Source organism: Oceanobacillus caeni, from assembly GCF_042678465.1.
In the GTDB taxonomy this organism is placed as follows: domain Bacteria; phylum Bacillota; class Bacilli; order Bacillales; family Amphibacillaceae; genus Oceanobacillus; species Oceanobacillus caeni.
In genome coordinates this window covers 1-22,208 of sequence record NZ_JBHTKV010000008.1, presented here as the reverse complement: position 1 = coordinate 22,208, position 22,208 = coordinate 1, and the positions used below count along the sequence as shown (strand labels likewise).

The following is a 22,208-nucleotide window of genomic DNA, read 5'->3' as shown; positions in this document are numbered from 1 at the left end:
TAAAAATACCAAAATCTCTTTTTTATTCATAAATTCTATATTTTAATTATTCGAGACAGTTCCATATTTCCCGCCACCACCAGCTTTAACATGAAGTTTACCTTCTCTCATGGAAATGATAGATTGTGCTATAGGATTGGGCACTACCTCTAGTAAGTCTTCCAAGCTTGCGTAATGAATAACATTCATTTCTGTGCCAAACCGGTCTAATAATTTTTTAAACGTTTTTGGACCTAACTTTGGAAGATATTCAAGAGGCACTTGATATAAATATGGTGGTCGTTCTCTATTAGATTTTTCAACATTTGTTAATTCTTGAATTCTGTCAGAAACCCCTTTAATAATTTTCTTTGACTGACAATTCGGGCATATGGTACTATCGGGGGTTAGCTCTGTAAAACAATTATTACAAACTGTCATATGGTATTTACCAAGTCTTGGATTCATCCCGAAATTTCGTTGGATTTTCCGACCATTCACTTCATGCAACGCCCAATAAAACTCTTTAAAAGTAGCATTTTCCATTACGATTTCTTGGTATTCTCTAGCTATTTTCGGAAGAGAATGAGCATCTGAGTTTGTTACAAACGTATAGGAATGAAGCTCTTCTATATGATCCGCCATATAAGTATCCGAACTTAATCCTAACTCAATTCCATCAATTAAATCCGGATCGAATACCTCTGTTAAAGATTGATTTACCCCTTTCCCATAAAGACTCTTAAAAGGGGTAAAGACATGTGCTGGAATAAATATCCCTTCTAGTTCTTTTACTTTATATTGAAGTTCTTTAGCCGTTCCATAATATCTTTGAGAACTTAACGTGATGTTTTTCATCTTAGTTGTTAGCCACTCAGAGAAAATAGAGATATTTTCTAAATTCGGGAAAAAACATAATACATGAATGGGTCCCTTACAGTTTTCATCATAAATTTCAATCTCAGATCCCATTAATAAGGTTACTTCTTCAAAACGGATTCCACCGTCTTCAAGTTCTCTTGCTTTTCCTTCATTAATCAATCCTTTAATTTCCTGCTGTACATTAGGGGCATGACAATCAATTACCCCAACAAGATCTATCCCTTTATTTCTACTAGATTCTTCCAAAATATTACTCAAGGTTAAGCTTTTTGCCCCTGTAATTTTTACCGGTTTATTGTACATATCCCTTCCAATATGAATATGCAAATCTGCAAAATAGGAATTCAACATGTTACCTTCTTTCTAATGCATGTAAATATAAAACTGCATATGCTGTTTTGGCATCGTGAATTTTCTCTTCTTCCACATATTGTTTCGCTTCGTCTAAAGTTAATTCCACTAACTCTACGAATTCATCTTCATCAGCTGCTCTTGGGTTTTCAATTTTTTCAATATCATTTGTAATATAGATGTGAAGTAATTCATCAGCAAATCCTGGTGAGGAGTAAAAGGAAGTTACAAAGGATAAACTATTGGTAGAGTAACCAGTCTCTTCTTCTAATTCTCTGATTGCCGCAATCATTGGATTCTCACCAGGTTCCAATTTACCTGCTGGAATTTCTATAAGGGACCTTTCAAGTGGTTTGCGATATTGTTCCACAAACACTATCTTATTTTCTTTCGTGATAGCAATTACCGCAACCGCTCCAGGATGTTTAACTATTTCACGCTGAGATGTTTTACCATTTGGTAATTGAACTTCATCTACTTGTAATTGAACTATCTTTCCATCAAAAATCTTTTCTGACCTTATTGTTTTCTCTTCAAACTTTTTCATACGTTTTCTCCTATCAATTCATCTTTTCTTCTATTTTAGCATACCCACTCCTTATACTAAATTTTATTATCTGACCTAATTTCAATTTCCTTTCTTCCTTTAACTAAATATATTAAGATAAGATTAGTTGGTTACTTTGGAGGGATTAGATGAAGAAGAGTCAATTAGGTAAATCAGATTTATTTATTTCAGAATTAACCCTAGGTGGTATGTCACTTGGAACAGATATAAACGAAGCAAAACAAATCATTGATTTGGCTATTGATAAAGGAATTAACCACATCGATACAGCTGATTTATACGACTTCGGATTAAACGAAGAAATAATTGGTGAAATTATTCATGATAAAAGGGAAAACATTATTCTAACAACAAAAGTAGGAAATCATTTTAATAAAGAAACGAAGGATTGGTTTTGGGATCCATCCAAAGACTATATTTTAAGAGAAGTAAAAGAAAGCTTAAAAAGATTAAAAACAGATTACATCGATTTTTATATGTTACACGGCGGCACCTTGGAAGATCCCATTTCCGAGACGATTGAAGCATTTGAACAATTAAAACAAGAAGGAATTATTCGAGCATATGGTATCTCTTCTATTCGACCTAACGTTATCCGCGAATTCGTTAAACATTCTTCAATTGATGCAGTAATGATGCAATATAACTTACTCGATCGTAGACCAGAAGAAGAGACTTTGGAATTATTACAAAGAAATCAAATAAGTGTACTGGCAAGGGGCCCGCTTGCTAAGGGTATGTTAAGTAATCGATCAACCGAGCAAATAAATAAAAAAGGAAATAAAGGATATCTGGATTACTCTTATGAAGAACTACTGAACATATCTGAAAAACTAACAAAATTATTTGGTAAACAATACAGTATTCATGAATTAGCTTTAAAATATGTTTTAAAACACCCTGCAGTAACATCCACGGTATTTGGTGCAAGTTCCATTAATCAAATAAATGAAAACACTAATATTAATTTAGAGAGCGAATTACCTAACGAAGTCTATAATGAATTGAAAACTATCACCAAACCTATTAAGTATAAAGACCATCGTTAAATTTAGAAAACTTGCTGTTCGCTATTTAAACTGGACGAATACCTTACTTAAGCAGAAAGAAAAACTTATTTTTCCTTCAAAATGATAAATAGGTTGCTACTTATTCGTAGCCAACCTATTTATTTATCCCATCTAAACAAACAGTTTGAGGTGAAATAAAAGCATTTAATGTCTCTCCTTGGCTAAGTAATTGGAAAAATCCATTACGATAATCCAATTTTAACTTTTTATTAAAGAACACAGCTTGTTGCTTTGGGACAAATGTCGACATATCATCATTTGTAACTATATCGTAATAATCTTTTTTTTCGTTCGTTAAGCGAATGGTTGGAACACCATTTACACCACATCCACAATCATCACGATCATACAAAAGTAGTAAATATTTCCGGTTATCGATATTTAATTCATGTAACTTGCTTAACGATTGTTTTGTAATTTCTAGTTTCATTATTTATCCCACCTTCCTAATTACTATATCACTTTTTGTCTTACCTAAACAATGCAGTAAGACTTCTGCCTTAAGCTTCTAGGGAACAAAGAAGGTAAATGGAAGATCAACTGCCCGTAAAGGTTTGACTAACCATCAGTGGGAGATGATGGAACCCCCCACAAATGGAAGTCTTCTTTATAATTAAAGTAATTATTTGGTCCGCTTTTCATGCATGCTTCATAAAATGTAGAATAAATAAACGAATTAAGAGGGGTTCGAAAATAATGACAAATATCTACGCACATAGAGGGGCAAGCAAATATGCTCCAGAAAATACATTACCAGCCTTTGAATTAGCATATGAAATGAAAGCGGATGGAATAGAAACAGATGTTCAACTTACAAAAGATGAAATTCCGATTCTAATTCATGATGAGAACGTAAAAAGAACTACAAATGGAATAGGTTTTGTGAAAGATTTTACATTTGCAGAAATCCAAGAACTTGATGCAGGTTCATGGTTTTCAAAAAAATATACTGGTACGCCAATCATGTCCTTAGAGGAATTTTTAAATTGGATAAAATTTAAGCCGTTATACTTAAATATCGAGTTGAAAAATAATAAAATAGATTATGAGTATATAGAATCCATCGTTTTTGAAATGGTTCAAGAACATCAGTTGCTAGACCGTACTACTATTTCCACTTTCAACTCAGAAAGTATAAAGCGAATGAGAGAAATCAATCAAATGGTAGAAGTTGCCTACTTGACCTCTAAGCAAAACAATAAACTCGTAACTTATGCTAAAGATTTAGGTGCGAATGCAATACATGTTAACTACAGATTGTTAAATGACAGACTTATGAATGAATGTTTAAGAAATGATATGAAGATTCGTGTATACACGATTAATAGGTATCCTTCCATGAAACAATGTTTTCATTTAGGTTGCAACGGTATCTTTACAGATGTACCCGATAAAGCATTGTCTTATCGAATAAAAACTTTAGGAGGATGAAAAATGCCTAAATTATTTTCCCCAATTCAAATAAAGAATGTAACACTAAAAAACAGAATCGTTATGTCACCAATGTGTATGTACTCTTCCGTTAATAAAGACGGAATGCTGACCCCGTTCCACTATACCCACTATGTTTCTAGAGCTGTTGGGCAAGTCGGATTAATTATGATTGAAGCTACTGGTGTTCTTCCGGAGGGCCGTATCAGCGAACAAGATTTAGGGATATGGTCTGATGAACATATCGAAGGATTTAAACAATTAAATGAACAAATCCATAGCTATGGGGCAAAAGCTGGAATTCAATTAGCACATGCAGGGAGAAAATCAGAGGTGAATTCTTTACCTATTTATGCTCCTTCGCCAATTTCGTTTAGTGAGAATTATAAAGAACCTCTAGAAATGACGAAAGAAGATATTAAGCATACTATTCAGGCTTTCCAGCAAGCAGCTAAGCGCGCGAAAGAGGCAAATTTTGATATTATCGAAATACATGGAGCTCATGGTTACTTAGTTAATGAGTTTTTATCTCCGTTAACAAACAAACGAACAGATGAGTATGGTGTAAATAAAGAAGGACGATTTTTATTTTTACAAGAAATCATTCAAGCTGTAAAGTCAGAATGGGATGGGCCGTTATTCGTCCGGGTTTCCACTGATGAATATGACGATCAAGGAAATTCTTTGGAAGATATTCTTTATTTTACAAGCAGGTTAAAAGAATTAGGTGTAGACCTAATCGATTGTAGTTCAGGCGGGGTTGTTCCTAATCGTGTACCAACTTTCCCAGGATATCAAGTAAGACGAGCAGAAATAATTAAACATGAGATAGACATTGCAACCGGGGCTGTCGGTCTAATTACATCGGGTTTACAAGCAGAGGAAATACTGCAAAATAATAGATCTGATTTAATTTTTATTGGACGAGCACTCTTGCGTAATCCTTATTGGGCAAAAGCTTGCGCGGATGAATTAAAAACAAATTTGGAAGCTCCAGTTCCATATGAACGTGGTTGGAAATAAAATGAAACTCATTAAGTGGGGATTTCTTTCATCCCCACTTAATGTTAGTTGAACTTATAGGGCGCTACTGGCTTCTCGCCCCTCTTAGATACCTTGGTTAAACTCGACTTCTTGAAGCGGGGTCTTACGACGCACAAGATATGCTAGTACCAACATTGTAATAAGACGCCTGAGTTTTTAGTCGGCCAGTAAGTTAAGACGTGATAAAGTTGGAGGAAGATTAGAAAATGGAATTAATTTTTCTTGGGACAGGTGCAGGTGTCCCTTCAAAAGAACGAAATGTAACTAGTATCGTATTATCATTACTACAAGAGATTAATAGCGTGTGGTTGTTTGATTGTGGAGAAGCAACCCAGCATCAGATTTTACATACATCTATTAAACCTAGGAAAATAAATAAAATTTTCATTACACATTTACATGGGGACCATATCTTTGGATTACCCGGCCTATTAAGTAGTCGATCTTTTCAGGGAGGTAATACAGAATTAACGATATTCGGCCCCAGTGGAATTAAAGAATATGTAGAAACCAGTCTTAAAGTAAGTTCATCCCACCTTACCTATCCTATTACTTTTGTAGAAGTAAACGAGGGTGTAGTAATGGAAGATAATGAATTTAAAGTTTTGGCAAAAAAACTGGATCATGGAATCGATAGTTATGGTTATCGAATTGTTGAAAAAGATAAACCCGGGGAATTACTCGTTAATAAGTTAAAGGACATCGGAATAATGCCGGGTCCGATTTATAAACAGATAAAAAATAATCCTCAGGTCAAACTAGAAGATGGAACAGTGATAAATCGTTCTGATTTCATTGGTCCTGCTAAAAGTGGTAGAGTTGTAAGCATTCTAGGCGATACCCGTTATCGAGAAGAACATATAGAATTTGTGAAATATTCCAACGTAATGGTCCATGAAGCAACTTTCGATCAAGAAAAATCTGCCCTTGCCCATGAATACTACCACTCAACAACTAAACAGGCTGCAACACTGGCAAAACAAGGTAAAGTAAAGAATCTAATTCTCACCCATATTTCATCACGCTATCAAAAAGAAGATGATACCTATCTTTTGAATGAAGCAAAAGAAATTTTTCCAGATACCAAGATAGCAATCGATTTTAAAAAGATAACAATCGATTATTAAAAGAGGAGTATTTTTATGGAAACAACCGAGAAATTAATCATATCCAATGCGAGAACCTACTTTCTAAACGGAAATACCGTAACATATGAGTTTCGAAAAAAACAATTAGGAAACTTAAAACAAATGCTCAAAAATAATGAAGAAAATATCTTTCTGGCATTAAAAAAGGATTTAAATAAATCAAAACATGAAGCTTTAGTTACTGAGTTAGGGTTTCTCTATTCCGAAATTGATTTTGCTATAAAAAATCTTAGAAACTGGATGGAGCCAAAAAAGGTATCGAGCCCTATTACCCATAAAGGTTCTTCAAGCTATATCATGAATCAACCTTATGGAGTTGCATTAATTATTTCACCTTGGAATTATCCTTTGCAATTGGCTTTGGCTCCAGCAATAGGCGCCATTGCAGCTGGAAACTGTGTCATTATAAAACCTTCAGAATTGGCTGCAGAGACCTCCTCTTTAATTGCGACTATGGTAGAAGAGTACTTTGATAGTTCATTTTTCACTGTTATCGAAGGGGGAAAAGAAGAAGTTGAAGAATTATTAAAACATCGATTGGATTATATCTTCTTCACAGGAAGTTCTAAAGTTGGAAGAATCATAATGAAAGCAGCAAGTGAACATCTAACGCCAATTACACTTGAATTAGGTGGGAAAAGTCCTGCAATTGTAGATGAAGATGCAAATGTAGTTTTAGCAGCAAAAAGAATTGTTTGGGGGAAATTTACGAATGCTGGTCAAACTTGTGTTGCACCTGACTATGTCTATGTACATGAGAAAGTAAAATTTAAATTTTTAAAAGCTGCCAAAAGATACATCCGTGCTTTTTATAGTAAAAGTAATGAATACACTAAAATCATTAACGAGAAAAACTTTGATCGCTTAGTTTCATTCTTAACAAATGGAGATATCATTCATGGTGGAAATTATGATAGAGATGCACTCATGATAGAACCAACTATTTTAGATAAAATCACATGGAACGATCCTGTCATGCAAGAGGAAATATTTGGTCCTATTTTACCTGTATTAACTTTTTCAAATTTAGATGATCCTTTATACCAAATTAAAACAAAAGAAAGTCCTTTGGCATTATATTATTTCGGTGAAGACAATCAAACACAACAACAGGTGATTGAATATGTTCCGTTTGGCGGTGGTTCGATTAATGATACACTCTATCATCTAGCGAACCCGCATCTACCATTTGGCGGTGTAGGAACTAGTGGAATGGGCACTTATCACGGTAAATACAGCTTTGAAACGTTCTCCCACCAAAAAAGTATACTAAAACAAACAACTAAATTTGATTTACCATTCCGTTATCCAAAAGGAAAGATATCTAATTCTGTTGTAAAAAAATTAACACATTAAAAGCATAAAAAACTAAGGTAATAGCAATGGATATGCCAAATACTTAATTGCACTTGATTTTAGAGGTTGGGACATAACGAAATGTTTAACTCAAAAAGACGAACAATCCCACAGAATTTCGGATTTTCTTTTTATAAAACATATTTGTCCCAACCCCACTCTAATGTTAACTTTTTCAATTATTTTTTATAGTCGTCTAGAAAGTCTTTCTGAAAACTTGTTCGTGGCTGTTGCTGATCAACCTCCTTGAAGTTATCATTTAAACTTTTAAAAACATTTTCTCCGTATTTTTCTGTTAATTGATGAATGGTAGACATGAGCTTTTCTTTATTTGCTTCATTTTCATATGTAAATAAGTCTAATTGCTTACCTATATTACGTTTATTTTCTACATCTTGCACGGTAATTCCAATAAGTCGTATCGGCTCCTGATTCCAATGTTCTTCCAATAACTCATTAGCTAAGAATAAAATATCAAATTTTGAATCGATATAATTTTGTAATTTCTTACTCCTAGTTATCGTTTTGCGATCGTGGTAGCGAATCATGAGTTGAACGGTTTTCCCAGCTGCATTCTTTCTCTTCATTCTCTTTTCTACGTTATCTGCCAGATCATTCATCAATTTGTTTATTTCTTTTATATCCGTAGTGTCATGTGGTAATGTTTGTGAATTACCTATACTTTTGAAATCATATATTGCATCCGGGTCAACTGGCCTTGGATCGATACCATTTGCTCTATTTTTTAACCTTTCCCCGTTTATACCGAAAAATTGTTTTAACTCATATGTGTCTTTTTTTGCTAAATCACCAATCGTTTTAATTCCTATCGATTGCAATTTTTCTGCAGTTTTTTCACCAACACCATACATCTCTTGAACAGGTAAAGGCCATAATGTTTTATCTAATTCTCTTTTCCTTAATACTGTAATCCCTAAAGGTTTTTTCATATCGGAAGCCATTTTTGCAAGAAATTTATTTGGTGCAATTCCAATACTAGATGGTAAGTCAAGCTCTTTTAAAATTCTTTGTTGTAAATTTTGTGCTAATTCTAATGGCGTTCCTTTCCATGTCGTATTTGTAACATCCATATATCCTTCATCAATGGAAACAGGTTGCACATATGGAGTAATATCAGAAAGTATTTTAAATAATTCTTTGGATGCATTTCGATATCTATCAAAATTTGGTTTCATGACAATTAGTTCAGGACAAAGTTTTTTCGCCTGCCATACATTCATCGTCGTTTTTACTCCTTTTGCCCTTGCTTCATAGCTACTCGTTACGATAATCCCTTTTCTTTCCTCTGGGTTTCCCGCAATAGCAAGTGGCTTCCCTTTTAATTTCGGGTTAAAAGCCATTTCCACAGATGCATAAAAGCAGTTCATATCGATATGAAATATTATTCTTCTTTTACTCTGTTTCGGAATTGACATAGTTATAACATCCTTATCTTCTTGTTCCCTTTTATCCACCTAAACGGGCAGTACGACTCAGATCTAAAAGCTTCGTGAGAACAAAGAAGGTAGGTGGGAGTCTGGCTGCCCATAAAGGTCCGATAAGTGCGACTAACCATCAGTGGGGATGAAGGTATCCTGCCCACTGATGGAAGTCTTCTTTATTATAACATAACCCAAAATGTTAAATGGTTCATTAACAATGGTGGATTAACCCAAATATATGTTTACTAAAAAAGAAGCTTCGAAAGATTAATCTTTCGAAACTTCTTTTATAATAGCTACTACGAATTCCGTGATTTTCACCAAGTTTTCTACAGCAATACGTTCGTTGGTTGTATGAATTTCTTCATATCCAACAGCAAGGTTTACTGTGGGGATTCCGAAACCAGAAATGATATTCGCATCACTACCTCCACCACTTGTGAGTAATCGACTATGACGACCAATTGTTTTAGCAGCATTTCTTGCAACTTCTACTACTTCATCGCCTGCTCCTTGGCTAAATCCAGGATACATGACTTGAATTTCTACATCTGCTGAACCGCCATATTGTTCTGCCGTTTTCTCAAACACTTCTTTCATCTTAGCAACTTGTTTCTCCATTTTTTCTGGTTTTAACGATCTAGCTTCTGCTAAGATTTCTACATGATCCACAACAATATTCGTTTGTTTTCCACCTTCAAATCTTCCAATATTAGCAGTAGTTTCCTCATCAATACGTCCTAGTGGCATTTTGGAAATCGCTTTTGCAGCGAGAGTTATAGCGGAAATGCCTTTTTCTGGTTCTACTCCTGCATGAGCGGTTTTCCCTTTAATTATCGTATAAATTTTTGCTTGTGTGGGAGCAGCTACTATAATGTCACCAATATCTCCATTACTATCTAAAGCATAACCGAATTTAGCTTTAATTAAGTTTTTGTCGATAGCCTTCGCTCCTACTAATCCTGATTCCTCGCCGACTGTAATAATAAACTGGATATCCCCATGTGAAACATTATTTTCCTTTAGGAGCTTAATGGATTCTATGATTGCAGCTAATCCGGCTTTATCATCTGCACCTAGTATGGTGGTGCCATCTGAAACAATATATCCATCTTTAATGGATGGCTTTATGTTCGCACCTGGTACAACCGTATCCATATGAGAAGTGAAATAAATTGGATCTACTCCTTGCTTATTTCCTTCTAACGTACAAATTAAATTACCAGCTCCATGCCCGGTAATTTCTTTACTATTATCCTCATATACATCTACACCTAATTCAGTTAGCTTTTTCTTAAGTACTTCGGCTATCTTTTCTTCATTTTTCGTTTCGGAATCTACCTGTACTAATTCAAAAAATTCATTAACTAATCGTTTTTCGTTTACCATTATTGTCATACCTATAACCTCCTAATTATTAGGTTACTACAATTATAAAAAGAAATGAAAAGATATCTCCAAAAATGGATATCTTTTCAAATAAGTTATAAGAGGTTGTTCAAGAAGTCCGGTGAAAATGATACTTCGAATTTCGCATGAACGCTCGCTTTTGCGTTACTAACGTGTTAATTGCATACGTTCTAGTATTGGGAGTATCGCCGCTTCGAACTTCCGACGCACAGGAAACGAATTTAAGGAAGGCCGACTCGGTCCTTTTTGAACATGCACTATAACGGAATATTTCCGTGTTTTTTGTTTGGTCTTTCTTCCTGTTTGTTTTTCAGCATTTCTAATGCTTGAATTAATTTAATTCTTGTTTCTCGAGGATCTATTACGTCGTCAATCATTCCAAGACCCGCAGCAACATAAGGGTTTGCAAACTTTTCCCTATATGTATCTATTTTTTCCTGTCTGACTTTTTCTGGTTCTTCACTCTCAGCAATTTCTTTAGCAAAAATAATATTTGCTGCTCCTTCTGGCCCCATAACTGCAACTTCAGCGTTTGGCCAAGCAAAGACAAGATCAGCACCAATGGACTTACTATTTAAGGCTACGTACGCACCGCCATATGCTTTACGTGTAATAACCGTGATTTTTGGAACGGTTGCTTCAGAATATGCATAAAGAATTTTTGCGCCATGACGGATAATTCCACCATGTTCTTGTTTTACGCCAGGGAAGAAACCAGTTACATCTTCAAACGTGATCAATGGGATATTAAATGAGTCACAAAATCGAATAAATCTTGCCGCCTTATCACTTGAATCTATATCAAGCCCACCAGCTAAATATTTTGGTTGATTACATACTAATCCAACTATTTCACCTTTGATTCGTGCAAAACCAACCACAATATTTTTAGCAAAATCCTGTTGTACTTCTAAAAAGCTATCCCCATCTACCACTTGGTCAATTACTTTTTTTACATCATAAGGCCTAAGCGCACTATATGGAACAATATCTGTTAAATCCGGTCTTAATTCTTCATCGATTTGTTCATATTGTTTCTTTTCAGGTTTTTCCTTGTAATTAGCTGGGAGATAGTCAATCAATTTTCTAACTAAGTCCAATGCTTCTTCCTCTGATGATGCCTTAAAATGTGCATTTCCACTTTTCGCATTATGGACGAACGCACCACCTAAATCTTCTGAGGAAATTTTCTCTCCTGTTACTGTTTCAATAACCTTTGGTCCTGTGATAAACATTTGTGATGTTTTTTCTACCATAATGACAAAGTCGGTTATAGCGGGGGAATATACAGCACCGCCAGCACTTGGCCCCATGATCACAGAAATTTGTGGGATAACACCAGAATATATTGAATTTCTATAAAATATTTGACCATATCCATCAAGTGATGAAACACCTTCTTGAATACGCGCTCCACCAGAATCGTTAAGTCCAATAAAAGGTACACCATTTTTGGCGGCTAAGTCCATTGCTGCAGCTATTTTTTTACCATGCATTTCTCCTAATGCTCCACCATAAACGGTGAAATCTTGGGCAAATAAATAAACAGGTTTTCCATTTACTTTACCGTATCCAGTAACTACACCTTCACCTTTAGCAGAGTTATTATTCATTCCAAAATCAGAAGCACGTGTTTCAATGAATGGATATAGCTCAACAAATGTGCCATCATCAAGTAAGTACGTAATCCTTTCTCTAGCAGTCATTTTTCCCTTGGCGTGTTGTTTTTCAATTCGTTCATCTCCACCACCAAGCTCTACTTGCCTACGTTTGTCATATAATTCATTAATTTTATCGTAAATATCCATTAGGCCTCACTCCCCTCCGGATATTGACATAATTCATAAAGTACCTTACTTGCCGCATTCGGATGAATGAAAGCAATTTGACTGTTATGTGCACCTAATTTTGCCTCTTCATTTATTAAAGCTACTCCATTCGCCTTAAGTTGTTCTAGACGAGCATGTATGTCATCTACTTCTAAAGCGATATGATGTAGTCCTTCTCCCTTTTTATCAAGGAATTTACGTATAGGAGATTCTTCATTAAGGGGTTCTAATAACTCAAAACGAGTTTCACCTATTTTAATAAACGCTACCTTAACCCCTTCACTTTGAACTTCTTCTACACCTTCTAATTGTAGCCCAAGGGAATCTAGATAGAAGGTTGACGCCTGTTCAATGCTCTCAACTGCTATTCCAATATGGGCGATCTTTTTAGGTGCCGTAACTGGCGTAGTCTGTGGATCTACTAATTCTTTTATGTAATTAGCTAGCAAATCTGTAGATGAACCACTAGTAAAAATACGTTTTACACCCTTTTCTAAAAGATAAGGAATGTCAACGCTAGGTATTACTCCTCCCCCTACGACAGGAATATCCCCAGCACCTCTCTTCTCTAATTCTTCTACCACCTTTGGAAATAAAGTTCTATGCGCCCCAGAAAGAGAAGATAAACCCACTACATCGACATCTTCTTGAATTGCTGCTTGAGCAATTTGTAAAGGTGACTGTCTAAGTCCTGTATAAATAACTTCCATCCCATGATCCCTTAAAGCTTGAGAGATCACTAATGCCCCACGATCATGACCATCAAGCCCCGGCTTTGCAACTAGTACACGTATTTTTTTCCCCATTTGTTTGTCCCCCTTATTAAACTCCCTGATATTCACCGAACTCTTCGCGTAATACGTTACAAATTTCTCCAACAGAAGCATATACTCTTACTGCATCCAAAATAAAAGGTAATAAATTTGCACGTTCATTTTTAGCGTTTTCGCTTAGTGCGGCTAGAGCACTTGCAACCTTTTCGTTATCTCTTTTCTCTTTAATCCTTGTCAATGATTTAATTTGGCCTTTTTCTAATGCCTCATCCACTTTCATGAGGTCTGGTTCAACTTCCTCATCTAATGTAAATTTATTTAATCCAACTATAATTTCTTCTTCTTTTTCGATATTTTTTTGAATCTCATAAGCATTATGGTGAATTTCTCTTTGCATATACCCTTCTTCTACTGCCTGTACGGCCCCGCCTATTTCTTTTATTCTATCTAAATAGTTATTAACTTTTTTCTCTATTTCATCGGTTAAATTTTCAACATAATAGGATCCAGCTAATGGATCAATCGTATCAGCTACACCGCTTTCATAAGCAATAATCTGCTGCGTTCGTAATGCAATTCTAGCAGAATCTTCTGTCGGTAATGATAGCGCCTCATCTCGAGAATTTGTATGCAAGCTTTGCGTTCCACCCAACACCGCTGACAGCGCTTGCATTGCTACCCTTACGATATTATTATCAGGTTGCTGTGCAGTTAATGTCGAACCACCTGTTTGAGTGTGGAATCTTAATTTCCAACTTTTTGGATCTTTTGCCTGATAATGTTCTTTCATTATCTTTGCCCAAATTCTTCTAGCAGCACGGAACTTAGCTACTTCTTCAAAAAAATTATTATGTGCATTAAAGAAGAATGCTAATCGTGGTGCAAAGTCATCTACTTTTAATCCAGATTCAATTGCAGCATCTACATAAGCCATACCGTTAGCAATGGTGAACGCTACTTCTTGAACTGCATTGGATCCAGCTTCTCTAATATGATATCCAGAGATACTAATCGTATTGAATTTCGGCACATATTGGTTACAGAATTCAAAAATATTCGTAATTAATCGCATAGAAGGCTTTGGAGGGAAAATGTATGTTCCTCTAGCGATATATTCTTTTAAGATATCATTTTGAATCGTCCCAGTAATTTTCTCAAATGGTACTCCTTGCTTTTCCCCTACAGCAAGATACATACACAATAAAATAGATGCAGGCGCATTAATTGTCATGGATGTACTTACCTTGTCTAATGGAATTCCATCTAATAATTTTTCCATATCTTCTAATGTATCAATAGCAACCCCGACTTTACCAACTTCTCCCTCAGACATGACATCATCAGAGTCATAGCCTATTTGTGTTGGTAAATCAAATGCAACGGATAGACCAGTCTGCCCCTGTTCAAGCAAGTAACGAAAACGTTTATTTGTTTCTTCAGCTGAACCGAATCCTGCATATTGTCGCATCGTCCAAAATCTACTACGGTACATCGTTGGCTGAATTCCTCTTGTGTACGGAAATTCTCCTGGATATCCTAATTCCTTATTTACTTCTTCTCCCTTTGGTTGATATAGTCGATCTACCTTTATATTTGAAGAAGTTGTAAAGGTTTCTTTTCTTTCTGGAAAACGTGAAGTAGCCTTTGATACGGCTTTCTCCCATCTTTCTTTTGCATTTAAGTCTTTGGAATCTAACTCCATATGCAATACCCCCATTTGTAATTTATGAAATTATAACCATATAGTCTATTTTCAGATATTTTTTGGAATATGTCTACCAAAATCTTTTACACTTGTCCAATTGTTTATTTCACGTTAGAATATTTATAGTCAGTTTAAATGAAAAGGAGGATTTGGACTTGGCAACAAACATAAAAAATAGTACTTCTCGGGGAAAATCGAAACGTCAAAGACGGCAAAAAATTATTGTTTATATTATGATTATTGCTATGGTGTTATCTAGTATAACTGCAGGATTAGCATACTTTATAAATTTCTAAACCGGCCAAAGAGAATTGAGTCGGTTTTTTATGATAAAAGAGGCCGCCTTATATAAGAACAGCCTCTTGTTGAAAATTACACTTCTTCACAATATTCGTCAAATAATTGTTGGAGTTTATTTGTTACCTCCATTGGACTGTGTCCTTCAATATCATGACGTTCTACCATTTTTAAAATCTTTCCGTCTTTTAATAAAGCAAATGATGGAGAAGATGGTGGATAGCCTTCAAAGTACTCTCTTGCCTTTTCTGTTGCCTCAGGGTCCTGACCGGCAAAGACGGTTACTAAGTGATCCGGTCTTTTATCATAATGAATTGCATTTCTTGCTGCAGGACGAGCTACCCCTCCAGCACAACCACAAGTAGAATTAATCATCACTAGGGTTGTTCCTTCTTTCGTTAGTGAAGCGTCCACTTCTTCAGGAGTTTTTAATTCTTGATAGCCTGCTTCAATTATATCTTCACGCGCTGCATTAACTACGTCATTCATAAATAGATTAAAATCCATATCGTATCCTACTCCTTTATAATAAAGTGTTTCATATATTTAGATTACCAACTTTGAAGTGTAATTTCAATGAATTAAGACTTTAAAGGAGGGAATATTAAATAGCGCCTAATATATATTGATATTATCTTCGTTCATATTTTCCAGTCGTTCCTTTATAAAAGCTAGAAATCTTCCACAAACAAGTCCATCGAGAATACGGTGGTCAAGCGATAAACATAAATTAACGATATCACGTGCTGCGAACATATTATTTATAATCACTGGACGCTTCACAATAGATTCTACTTGCAGGATAGCAGCTTGTGGATGATTGATAATCCCCATTGAATGAATAGAACCGAAAATTCCTGTATTGTTAATAGTAAAAGTTCCACCTTCCAAATCTTTTACAGACAAACTATGATTTCTAGCTTTTGTTGCCAAATCATGAATATCTTTAGCTATTCCTTTAATACTCTTTTCATCTGCATTCTTTATTACAGGAACAAATAATTGATCCTCCACGGCTACTGCTATAGAAAGATTTATATCTTTCCTTTGGATGATTTTATCATTTTGCCATGTACTATTAACTTGTGGGAATTTTTTTAAAGCTTCTGATACTGCCTTAACAAAAAATGGAAAATAGGTTAGTTTAAATCCTTCTTTATCTTGAAAATCCCCTTTAATTTTATTTCGATAACTAACTAATTCCGTTACATCTACTTCAATGGTCATCCACGCATGTGGTATTTCATGTTTTGAACGTACCATGTTTTGCGCTATAGTTTTTCTAATTCCTGTTACCGGAATCTCTATGTCACCTTCATTTATCTTTAAATTAGTTGAAGTATTTAATAGTGCTGAAGTAATAGTGGATTTTGGCTGGGATACATGACCCATTTGTGGAAGGCCCCCGTTTTGAATAACTTTCTCGACATCTTTTCGAGTAATTCTTCCACCTTTTCCTGATCCAGTAATCTGTTCTAAATCAATATCATTTTCCTGGGCAAGTCGTAATACTGCTGGGGAATATCTCTTTTTCATAGATTCTTGATTAGATTCATTCTTAATTTCAGGGATTTCCTCTTCAGCTATAGCCTGTTGAGTTGATTTTTTATTCATTTCTTCTACTTCAATCGTACACATTACTTCGCCAACAGCAATGGTTTCTCCCTCTTTTACAACTAGTTCTTTAATTTCACCTGTAAAAGAAGAAGGAACCTCCGCATTTACTTTATCCGTAAGCACTTCAGCAATTGGATCATACTTATTTACTTCTTCTCCAACTTTAACTAACCAATTACTAACCGTACCTTCCGTAACACTTTCACCTAATTGTGGCATCGTTATTTTTTCTAAAGCCATTATTACACTCCTCCACTCAAAACTCGGCCAACTCACGCATAGCCTTTTCACATTTATCTGGATTTACCATAAAATATTTTTCCATAGTTGGAGCATATGGCATTGCTGGTACATCTGGTCCTGCTAGCCGCATTATTGGAGCATCAAGATCGAATAAACAATTTTCGGCAATGATTGCAGCTACTTCTCCTATAATGCTACCTTCCAAATTATCTTCCGTTATTAAGAGAACTTTTCCTGTTTTACTAGCTGCTTTAATAATGGACTCCTTATCTAAAGGATAGACCGTACGTAAATCAAGAATATGGGTACTTATTCCTTCTTCTGCAAGCTTTTCTGCAGCTTGCAGGGCAAAATGGACACATAATCCATAGGTTATGACTGTAATATCCGTACCTTCACGTTTGATATCAGCTTTTCCAATTGGAAGTACATAATCATCATTCGGTACTTCTTCTTTTAACAAACGATATGCACGTTTATGTTCAAAAAATAAGACAGGGTCATTATCACGAATAGCCCCTTTTAATAATCCTTTTGCATCATAAGGACCAGATGGCATTACAATCTTCAAGCCTGGTTGATTTGCAAATATAGCTTCCACCGATTGGGAATGATAAAGTGCCCCATGAACTCCACCACCATACGGTGCTCGTATTGTTATTGGGACACTCCAATCATTATTGGAACGATATCTCGTTTTAGCAGCTTCTGAAATAATTTGATTTACTGCTGGTAAAATAAAATCCGCAAACTGCATTTCAGCTACCGGACGCATCCCATACATTGCCGCACCAATACCGACCCCAGCTATTGCTGATTCTGCTAGAGGGGTATCTAACACACGATACTCACCAAACTCATCATAGAGCCCATCAGTTGCTCGGAAAACACCACCTTTTTTCCCAACATCCTCACCTAGAATAAAGACCTTGTCATCACGTAACATTTCTTCTCTTAAAGCTAAAGTTATAGCTTGGATATAAGACATTATTGGCATGTTTTCCCCCTCCTAGTCCTCATAAACGTATTTGAGAGTATCTTCAGGCATCGAATACGGCGCTTCTTCTGCATAATCAGTAGCGTCATTAACGATCGAGTTAATTTCTGCTGTCATCTTTTTTTCTAACTCTACCGTTAAAATCTTTTCTTCCCGAAGATAATTAGCAAATAGTACAATTGCATCTTGTTTCTTCGCCTGCTCTATTTCTTCCTTCTCTCTGTAATTATCATCATCATCACTAGAATGTGCTGTAAAACGATACGATACTGCCTCAATTAATGTTCCGCCTTCTCCAGCTATTGCCCTTGCTCTAGCATCTCTAACAGCTTCGTATACAGCAAGTGGATCATTACCATCTACAGTGATACCTTCCATTCCATAACTGACAGACCTTACAGATACATTTTTACTTGCTATTTGTTTATGGAGAGGAATCGAAATAGCGTATTGATTATTCTCTACCATTGTAATTACTGGGAGTTTATGAACACCTGCGAAATTTAATCCCTCATGAAAATCACCTTGGTTTGAGGAGCCTTCTCCTAAAGTAACAAATGAAACAAAATCTTTCTTTTCCATTTTTGCCGCTAAAGCAAATCCTACTGCATGAGGAACTTGGGTCGTTACTGGCGAAGATCCGGTAATAATTCTATTTTTCTTTTGTCCAAAATGACCAGGCATCTGTCTTCCACCGGAATTCGGGTCTTCTGCTTTTGCGAATGCGGATAACATGATATCCCTTACCGTCATGCCGAAAGATAATACAATCCCTAGATCCCGATAATATGGAGCAACATAATCTTTTTCCTTATTCAAAGCAAAAGAAGCCCCAACTTGAGCTGCTTCTTGTCCTTGACAGGATATGACAAATGGAATCTTACCTGACCGATTTAATAACCACATTCTTTCATCAACTTTCCTTGCAAGTAACATCGTTTTATAGATATCAAGAACTTCTTGATCTGACAACCCTAACTTAGTATGTCGGTTCGTCATCAAAATGTCCCCCCGTTTCTATTACAATACTTATGGCCAAAATTCATACTACCCTAACGATGGATTTGAAAACCATCCACAGCCAATGCTGCTTCTCCAATCACTTCAGACAAAGTAGGATGCGGGTGTATCGTTTGGCCGATTTCCCATGCGGTTGCATCTAGTATTTTAGCTAAGCTAGCTTCTGAAATTAAATCTGTAACATGCGGACCCACTAAATGAATACCTAATATATCATTTGTTTCTTTGTCTGAGATAATTTTGGTAAATCCATCTGTTTCGCCATAAACAAGTGCCTTGCCAACCGCTGAAAATGGGAACTTACCAACTTTAATATCAAAACCTTTTTCATCTCTTGCTTCCCTTTCTGTCAGTCCAATACTAGCCACTTCTGGGTTTGAATATACACAGGAAGGAACGTGTTCATAGTTAATTGGCAAAGGTTGTTTATTAGCAATATGATCTATAGCAACGATTCCTTCATGAGATGCTACATGCGCTAATTGCAATCCACCAATAACATCGCCAATTGCATATATATGAGATTCTTCCGTTTGATAAAATTTATTCGTTTGAATATAACTATTTTCAATAGTTATTTCTGTGTTTTCTAAACCAATATTTTTAATATTTGCTGTTCTACCTACAGAAACTAATATTTTTTCAGCTTCTAATGAAATTTTTTCCCCGTTTTGTTCTGCCATAATCTTGATGTCTTTATTTTTTTCTAATGTTTCTGGAAGTATTTTCGTTTCTTTTAAAATAGTAACACCTTTATTACTTAACCTTTTTTCTACCTCTTTAGTAATTTCGTCATCTTCATTTGGTAAAATACGATTTAAATATTCCACCAATGTAACATGAACATTAAAATCACTTAACATGGAAGCCCATTCCACGCCTATGACACCTGCACCGACGATAATGATCGACTTCGGTAATTGATCCATTGATAATATTTCATCTGAATTAAGAACCTGATCCCCATCATTATTTAGTCCCGGTAACATCTTCGGTTTCGATCCTGTTGCAATAATGACATACTTTGGTATAAGAATCGTATTTTCCGAACCATCTTTATATTCAATAGAAATAGTTCCTGGTAAGGGTGAAAAAATACTTGGTCCTAAGATTCGACCAAAACCATGATAGACATCTATTTTATTTTTTTTCATTAAACTTTTTACACCAGTGTGTAACTTATCAATAATAGAGCTTTTTCTCTCTTGAACCTTCCAAAAACTAAAAGTAGTATTCTCCGTTTCGATTCCAAACTCACTAGCTCTTTTAGTCTGCTGATAAACTTCTGCACTTCTTAATAATGCTTTTGTAGGAATACAACCACGGTGTAAACATGTACCACCAAGTTTTTCTTTTTCAACAATGGCCACTTTCATCCCAAGTTGACTCGCCCTGATTGCTGCAACATATCCTCCTGTGCCGCCACCAAGAATAACAACATCATATTCGTTAGACATCATATCAACCCTTTCGAAAACTTGGCGTTCGCTATTAGATTAGCGTACGCCTTTGCACTTATACGGGATAAGAAAGCTTTTATTTTCTTATCTGCCAAAATGTTACTTTCTCCTACTTAAAGCGTGGTGTCCATTAGTTAAAAATTGATTTCTTGAAGCGCGAACGGATGCAATTCTTTCCTCCGCCATACGATCCGCTGCTACATATGTAGGGATGTCTGATTTCTTGGATATTTCAAAAATACGGTTAATGTTATGGTAAATGATTTCAACCTTTTTCATTACTCGATTTCGATTATATCCATTTAATTCATCTGCTACGTTAATGACACCGCCAGCATTGATAATATAATCAGGAGCATAAACGATCCCTTTTTCATGTAACATATCGCCATGCTTTGGTAATTTTAATTGATTATTGGCAGAACCTGCGATGACTTTAGCTTTTATTCGATGAATCGTTTCATCGTTAATCGTTGCACCTAATGCACAAGGAGCATAAATATCACAATCGACATCATAAATATCGTCTGGATCTATCGCTGTTGCTTTAAATGCTTCAGCAGCGCGTTTTACTGCTTGTTCATTGATATCTGTAACAATTATTTTTGCCCCTTCTTTATAAAGATGTTCACATAAAGAGTAAGCAACATTACCAACGCCTTGAACTGCCACTGTTTTACCTTCTAATGAATCACTTCCAAATGCTTCCTTTGCCGCAGCTTTCATCCCCATATATACACCATAGGCAGTTACTGGCGATGGGTTACCGGATGAACCGAATTCAGGTGAAATTCCTGTCACATAATCTGTTTCTAAATGAATAAGATCCATATCTTCAACAGTTGTACCTACATCCTCTGCTGTGATGTAACGTCCATTTAAACTTTGAATGTAACGGCCAAATGCACGGAATAGCTCTGGATTTTTATCTTTTCTAGGATCACCAATTATAACAGTTTTACCACCGCCTAAATCTAAACCCGCGGCAGCGTTTTTGTATGTCATACCTTTCGCAAGTCTTAATGCATCCTCTACTGCAGCCTCTTCTGTGGCGTAAGTCCACATACGTGTACCACCTAATGCAGGTCCAAGCGTTGTATCATGTAAAGCAATAATTGCCTTTAATCCTGAATTTTTATCTTGACAAAATAAAACCTGTTCATAATCATATTTTTCCATTTCAACGAATATTGCCATATGTAATCACTCCTATTAACATTGTTAATTTTAGCCAAATGGCTGTAAATAGTATTGGCTATTTATGCCCTTTAGTATTAAATTGTTTAAATATCTGCAGATTTATTAATTATATCATTAAAAGTTAATTTATTATTAATAAAACGATAAAAAAATTAGATTATTTAGTTATAATAGACTTTTATACATGTTCAAAAAGGAGGATGAAAAGGGCCAAGGTCGTTTTCAAGGACGTAACGGAACTTAGTGGAAGGTCCTTAGTACCTAAGTATCATTTTCACTAAACTTTTTGATCAATCAATCCTTTTTAACCCTATGTGTAAAATAGTTCTCGGGGATTTGAAACAAAATTCTAGAAAAAAAAGAAAAGGCGCTCTATCATAAATGTA

20 protein-coding genes are annotated in these 22,208 nt (G+C 35.5%); 6 read left to right on the top strand and 14 right to left on the bottom strand.

Features of this window, described 5'->3' with window-relative positions:
- Positions 1 to 42: 42 nt before the first annotated feature.
- Complete coding sequence (locus tag ACFQ18_RS07665; RefSeq protein ID WP_060668118.1) at positions 43 to 1,212, bottom strand: endonuclease Q family protein; 1,170 nt, start codon at positions 1,210 to 1,212, stop codon at positions 43 to 45.
- Position 1,213: 1 nt separating this feature from the next.
- Positions 1,214 to 1,759: an NUDIX hydrolase gene (locus tag ACFQ18_RS07660; protein ID WP_047183888.1), complete on the bottom strand. Its 546-nt coding sequence runs from the start codon at positions 1,757 to 1,759 to the stop codon at positions 1,214 to 1,216.
- A 149-nt stretch (positions 1,760 to 1,908) separates the two neighbouring features.
- Between ACFQ18_RS07660 and ACFQ18_RS07655 the strand changes: the two genes are divergently transcribed.
- Positions 1,909 to 2,829 (top strand): aldo/keto reductase, encoded by a 921-nt coding sequence (locus ACFQ18_RS07655; protein ID WP_204798095.1) that lies wholly within the window; start codon positions 1,909 to 1,911, stop codon positions 2,827 to 2,829.
- A 115-nt stretch (positions 2,830 to 2,944) separates the two neighbouring features.
- On the opposite strand, the gene ACFQ18_RS07650 is transcribed toward ACFQ18_RS07655, so the two are convergent.
- On the bottom strand, positions 2,945 to 3,280 hold the full coding sequence (locus ACFQ18_RS07650; RefSeq protein ID WP_047183886.1) for an iron-sulfur cluster biosynthesis family protein: 336 nt from the start codon (positions 3,278 to 3,280) through the stop codon (positions 2,945 to 2,947).
- Positions 3,281 to 3,546: 266 nt separating this feature from the next.
- Here ACFQ18_RS07650 and ACFQ18_RS07645 point away from each other — a divergent pair, with 266 nt between their 5' ends.
- The 4 genes from ACFQ18_RS07645 to ACFQ18_RS07630 all read left to right on the top strand — a co-directional run bounded on the left by ACFQ18_RS07645 (position 3,547) and on the right by ACFQ18_RS07630 (position 7,829).
- Positions 3,547 to 4,281, top strand: a complete 735-nt coding sequence (locus tag ACFQ18_RS07645; RefSeq protein WP_047183885.1) for a glycerophosphodiester phosphodiesterase — start codon at positions 3,547 to 3,549, stop codon at positions 4,279 to 4,281.
- Positions 4,282 to 4,284: 3 nt separating this feature from the next.
- A complete protein-coding gene (gene namA, locus ACFQ18_RS07640; RefSeq protein ID WP_204798094.1) occupies positions 4,285 to 5,304 on the top strand; it encodes an NADPH dehydrogenase NamA in 1,020 nt (339 codons plus the stop codon).
- A gap of 227 nt (positions 5,305 to 5,531) precedes the next feature.
- Entirely contained in the window at positions 5,532 to 6,452 is a 921-nt protein-coding gene (rnz, locus tag ACFQ18_RS07635) for a ribonuclease Z (RefSeq protein ID WP_047183883.1), read from the top strand.
- Between the two features lie 15 nt (positions 6,453 to 6,467).
- Complete coding sequence (locus ACFQ18_RS07630) at positions 6,468 to 7,829, top strand: aldehyde dehydrogenase (protein ID WP_204798093.1); 1,362 nt, start codon at positions 6,468 to 6,470, stop codon at positions 7,827 to 7,829.
- A gap of 179 nt (positions 7,830 to 8,008) precedes the next feature.
- Here the strand turns inward: ACFQ18_RS07630 and ACFQ18_RS07625 are convergent, their stop codons facing one another.
- From ACFQ18_RS07625 to ACFQ18_RS07605, 5 genes are all read right to left on the bottom strand, one after another.
- Positions 8,009 to 9,265, bottom strand: coding sequence for a DNA polymerase IV (locus ACFQ18_RS07625; protein ID WP_047183881.1), 1,257 nt, complete (start codon positions 9,263 to 9,265; stop codon positions 8,009 to 8,011).
- Between the two features lie 273 nt (positions 9,266 to 9,538).
- Positions 9,539 to 10,660 carry a M20/M25/M40 family metallo-hydrolase gene (locus ACFQ18_RS07620; protein ID WP_047183916.1) on the bottom strand — a complete coding sequence of 374 codons (1,122 nt, stop codon included), beginning with the start codon at positions 10,658 to 10,660 and terminating at the stop codon, positions 9,539 to 9,541.
- 278 nt (positions 10,661 to 10,938) lie between these two features.
- A complete protein-coding gene (locus tag ACFQ18_RS07615) occupies positions 10,939 to 12,489 on the bottom strand; it encodes an acyl-CoA carboxylase subunit beta (RefSeq protein ID WP_047183880.1) in 1,551 nt (516 codons plus the stop codon).
- Complete coding sequence (gene mce / locus ACFQ18_RS07610) at positions 12,489 to 13,316, bottom strand: methylmalonyl-CoA epimerase (protein WP_047183879.1); 828 nt, start codon at positions 13,314 to 13,316, stop codon at positions 12,489 to 12,491. Before mce ends, ACFQ18_RS07615 begins: the two co-directional genes overlap by 1 nt.
- 16 nt (positions 13,317 to 13,332) lie before the next feature.
- On the bottom strand, positions 13,333 to 14,985 hold the full coding sequence (locus ACFQ18_RS07605) for an acyl-CoA mutase large subunit family protein (RefSeq protein WP_047183878.1): 1,653 nt from the start codon (positions 14,983 to 14,985) through the stop codon (positions 13,333 to 13,335).
- Positions 14,986 to 15,047: 62 nt separating this feature from the next.
- Here ACFQ18_RS07605 and prli42 point away from each other — a divergent pair, with 62 nt between their 5' ends.
- Positions 15,048 to 15,284 (top strand): stressosome-associated protein Prli42, encoded by a 237-nt coding sequence (prli42, locus tag ACFQ18_RS07600; protein ID WP_379566079.1) that lies wholly within the window; start codon positions 15,048 to 15,050, stop codon positions 15,282 to 15,284.
- A gap of 76 nt (positions 15,285 to 15,360) precedes the next feature.
- Here prli42 and ACFQ18_RS07595 read toward each other — a convergent pair whose 3' ends face one another.
- The 6 genes from ACFQ18_RS07595 to ACFQ18_RS07570 form a co-directional block, all read right to left on the bottom strand.
- Positions 15,361 to 15,792 (bottom strand): BrxA/BrxB family bacilliredoxin, encoded by a 432-nt coding sequence (locus ACFQ18_RS07595; protein WP_047183877.1) that lies wholly within the window; start codon positions 15,790 to 15,792, stop codon positions 15,361 to 15,363.
- 108 nt (positions 15,793 to 15,900) lie between these two features.
- Positions 15,901 to 17,142, bottom strand: a complete 1,242-nt coding sequence (locus ACFQ18_RS07590; protein ID WP_204798092.1) for a dihydrolipoamide acetyltransferase family protein — start codon at positions 17,140 to 17,142, stop codon at positions 15,901 to 15,903.
- Between the two features lie 16 nt (positions 17,143 to 17,158).
- Complete coding sequence (locus ACFQ18_RS07585; protein WP_047183875.1) at positions 17,159 to 18,142, bottom strand: alpha-ketoacid dehydrogenase subunit beta; 984 nt, start codon at positions 18,140 to 18,142, stop codon at positions 17,159 to 17,161.
- Between the two features lie 12 nt (positions 18,143 to 18,154).
- Positions 18,155 to 19,141 carry a thiamine pyrophosphate-dependent dehydrogenase E1 component subunit alpha gene (locus ACFQ18_RS07580; RefSeq protein WP_047183874.1) on the bottom strand — a complete coding sequence of 329 codons (987 nt, stop codon included), beginning with the start codon at positions 19,139 to 19,141 and terminating at the stop codon, positions 18,155 to 18,157.
- A gap of 53 nt (positions 19,142 to 19,194) precedes the next feature.
- Positions 19,195 to 20,619, bottom strand: a complete 1,425-nt coding sequence (lpdA, locus tag ACFQ18_RS07575) for a dihydrolipoyl dehydrogenase (protein ID WP_204798091.1) — start codon at positions 20,617 to 20,619, stop codon at positions 19,195 to 19,197.
- A gap of 102 nt (positions 20,620 to 20,721) precedes the next feature.
- A complete protein-coding gene (locus ACFQ18_RS07570) occupies positions 20,722 to 21,819 on the bottom strand; it encodes a Glu/Leu/Phe/Val family dehydrogenase (RefSeq protein WP_047183872.1) in 1,098 nt (365 codons plus the stop codon).
- Positions 21,820 to 22,208 lie beyond the last annotated feature (389 nt).

Coding starts and splice junctions, on each gene's coding strand:
- ACFQ18_RS07585 (WP_047183875.1), bottom strand. CDS start 18,142: ATGCCAATAATGTCTTATATCCAAGCTATAACTTTAGCTTTAAGAGAA.
- ACFQ18_RS07625 (WP_047183881.1), bottom strand. CDS start 9,265: ATGTCAATTCCGAAACAGAGTAAAAGAAGAATAATATTTCATATCGAT.
- rnz (WP_047183883.1), top strand. CDS start 5,532: ATGGAATTAATTTTTCTTGGGACAGGTGCAGGTGTCCCTTCAAAAGAA.
- ACFQ18_RS07630 (WP_204798093.1), top strand. CDS start 6,468: ATGGAAACAACCGAGAAATTAATCATATCCAATGCGAGAACCTACTTT.
- ACFQ18_RS07615 (WP_047183880.1), bottom strand. CDS start 12,489: ATGGATATTTACGATAAAATTAATGAATTATATGACAAACGTAGGCAA.
- ACFQ18_RS07665 (WP_060668118.1), bottom strand. CDS start 1,212: ATGTTGAATTCCTATTTTGCAGATTTGCATATTCATATTGGAAGGGAT.
- ACFQ18_RS07590 (WP_204798092.1), bottom strand. CDS start 17,142: ATGGCTTTAGAAAAAATAACGATGCCACAATTAGGTGAAAGTGTTACG.
- ACFQ18_RS07595 (WP_047183877.1), bottom strand. CDS start 15,792: ATGGATTTTAATCTATTTATGAATGACGTAGTTAATGCAGCGCGTGAA.
- ACFQ18_RS07660 (WP_047183888.1), bottom strand. CDS start 1,759: ATGAAAAAGTTTGAAGAGAAAACAATAAGGTCAGAAAAGATTTTTGAT.
- namA (WP_204798094.1), top strand. CDS start 4,285: ATGCCTAAATTATTTTCCCCAATTCAAATAAAGAATGTAACACTAAAA.
- ACFQ18_RS07570 (WP_047183872.1), bottom strand. CDS start 21,819: ATGGCAATATTCGTTGAAATGGAAAAATATGATTATGAACAGGTTTTA.
- mce (WP_047183879.1), bottom strand. CDS start 13,316: ATGGGGAAAAAAATACGTGTACTAGTTGCAAAGCCGGGGCTTGATGGT.
- ACFQ18_RS07605 (WP_047183878.1), bottom strand. CDS start 14,985: ATGGAGTTAGATTCCAAAGACTTAAATGCAAAAGAAAGATGGGAGAAA.
- ACFQ18_RS07620 (WP_047183916.1), bottom strand. CDS start 10,660: ATGGTAAACGAAAAACGATTAGTTAATGAATTTTTTGAATTAGTACAG.
- ACFQ18_RS07580 (WP_047183874.1), bottom strand. CDS start 19,141: ATGACGAACCGACATACTAAGTTAGGGTTGTCAGATCAAGAAGTTCTT.
- lpdA (WP_204798091.1), bottom strand. CDS start 20,619: ATGTCTAACGAATATGATGTTGTTATTCTTGGTGGCGGCACAGGAGGA.
- ACFQ18_RS07645 (WP_047183885.1), top strand. CDS start 3,547: ATGACAAATATCTACGCACATAGAGGGGCAAGCAAATATGCTCCAGAA.
- ACFQ18_RS07650 (WP_047183886.1), bottom strand. CDS start 3,280: ATGAAACTAGAAATTACAAAACAATCGTTAAGCAAGTTACATGAATTA.
- ACFQ18_RS07655 (WP_204798095.1), top strand. CDS start 1,909: ATGAAGAAGAGTCAATTAGGTAAATCAGATTTATTTATTTCAGAATTA.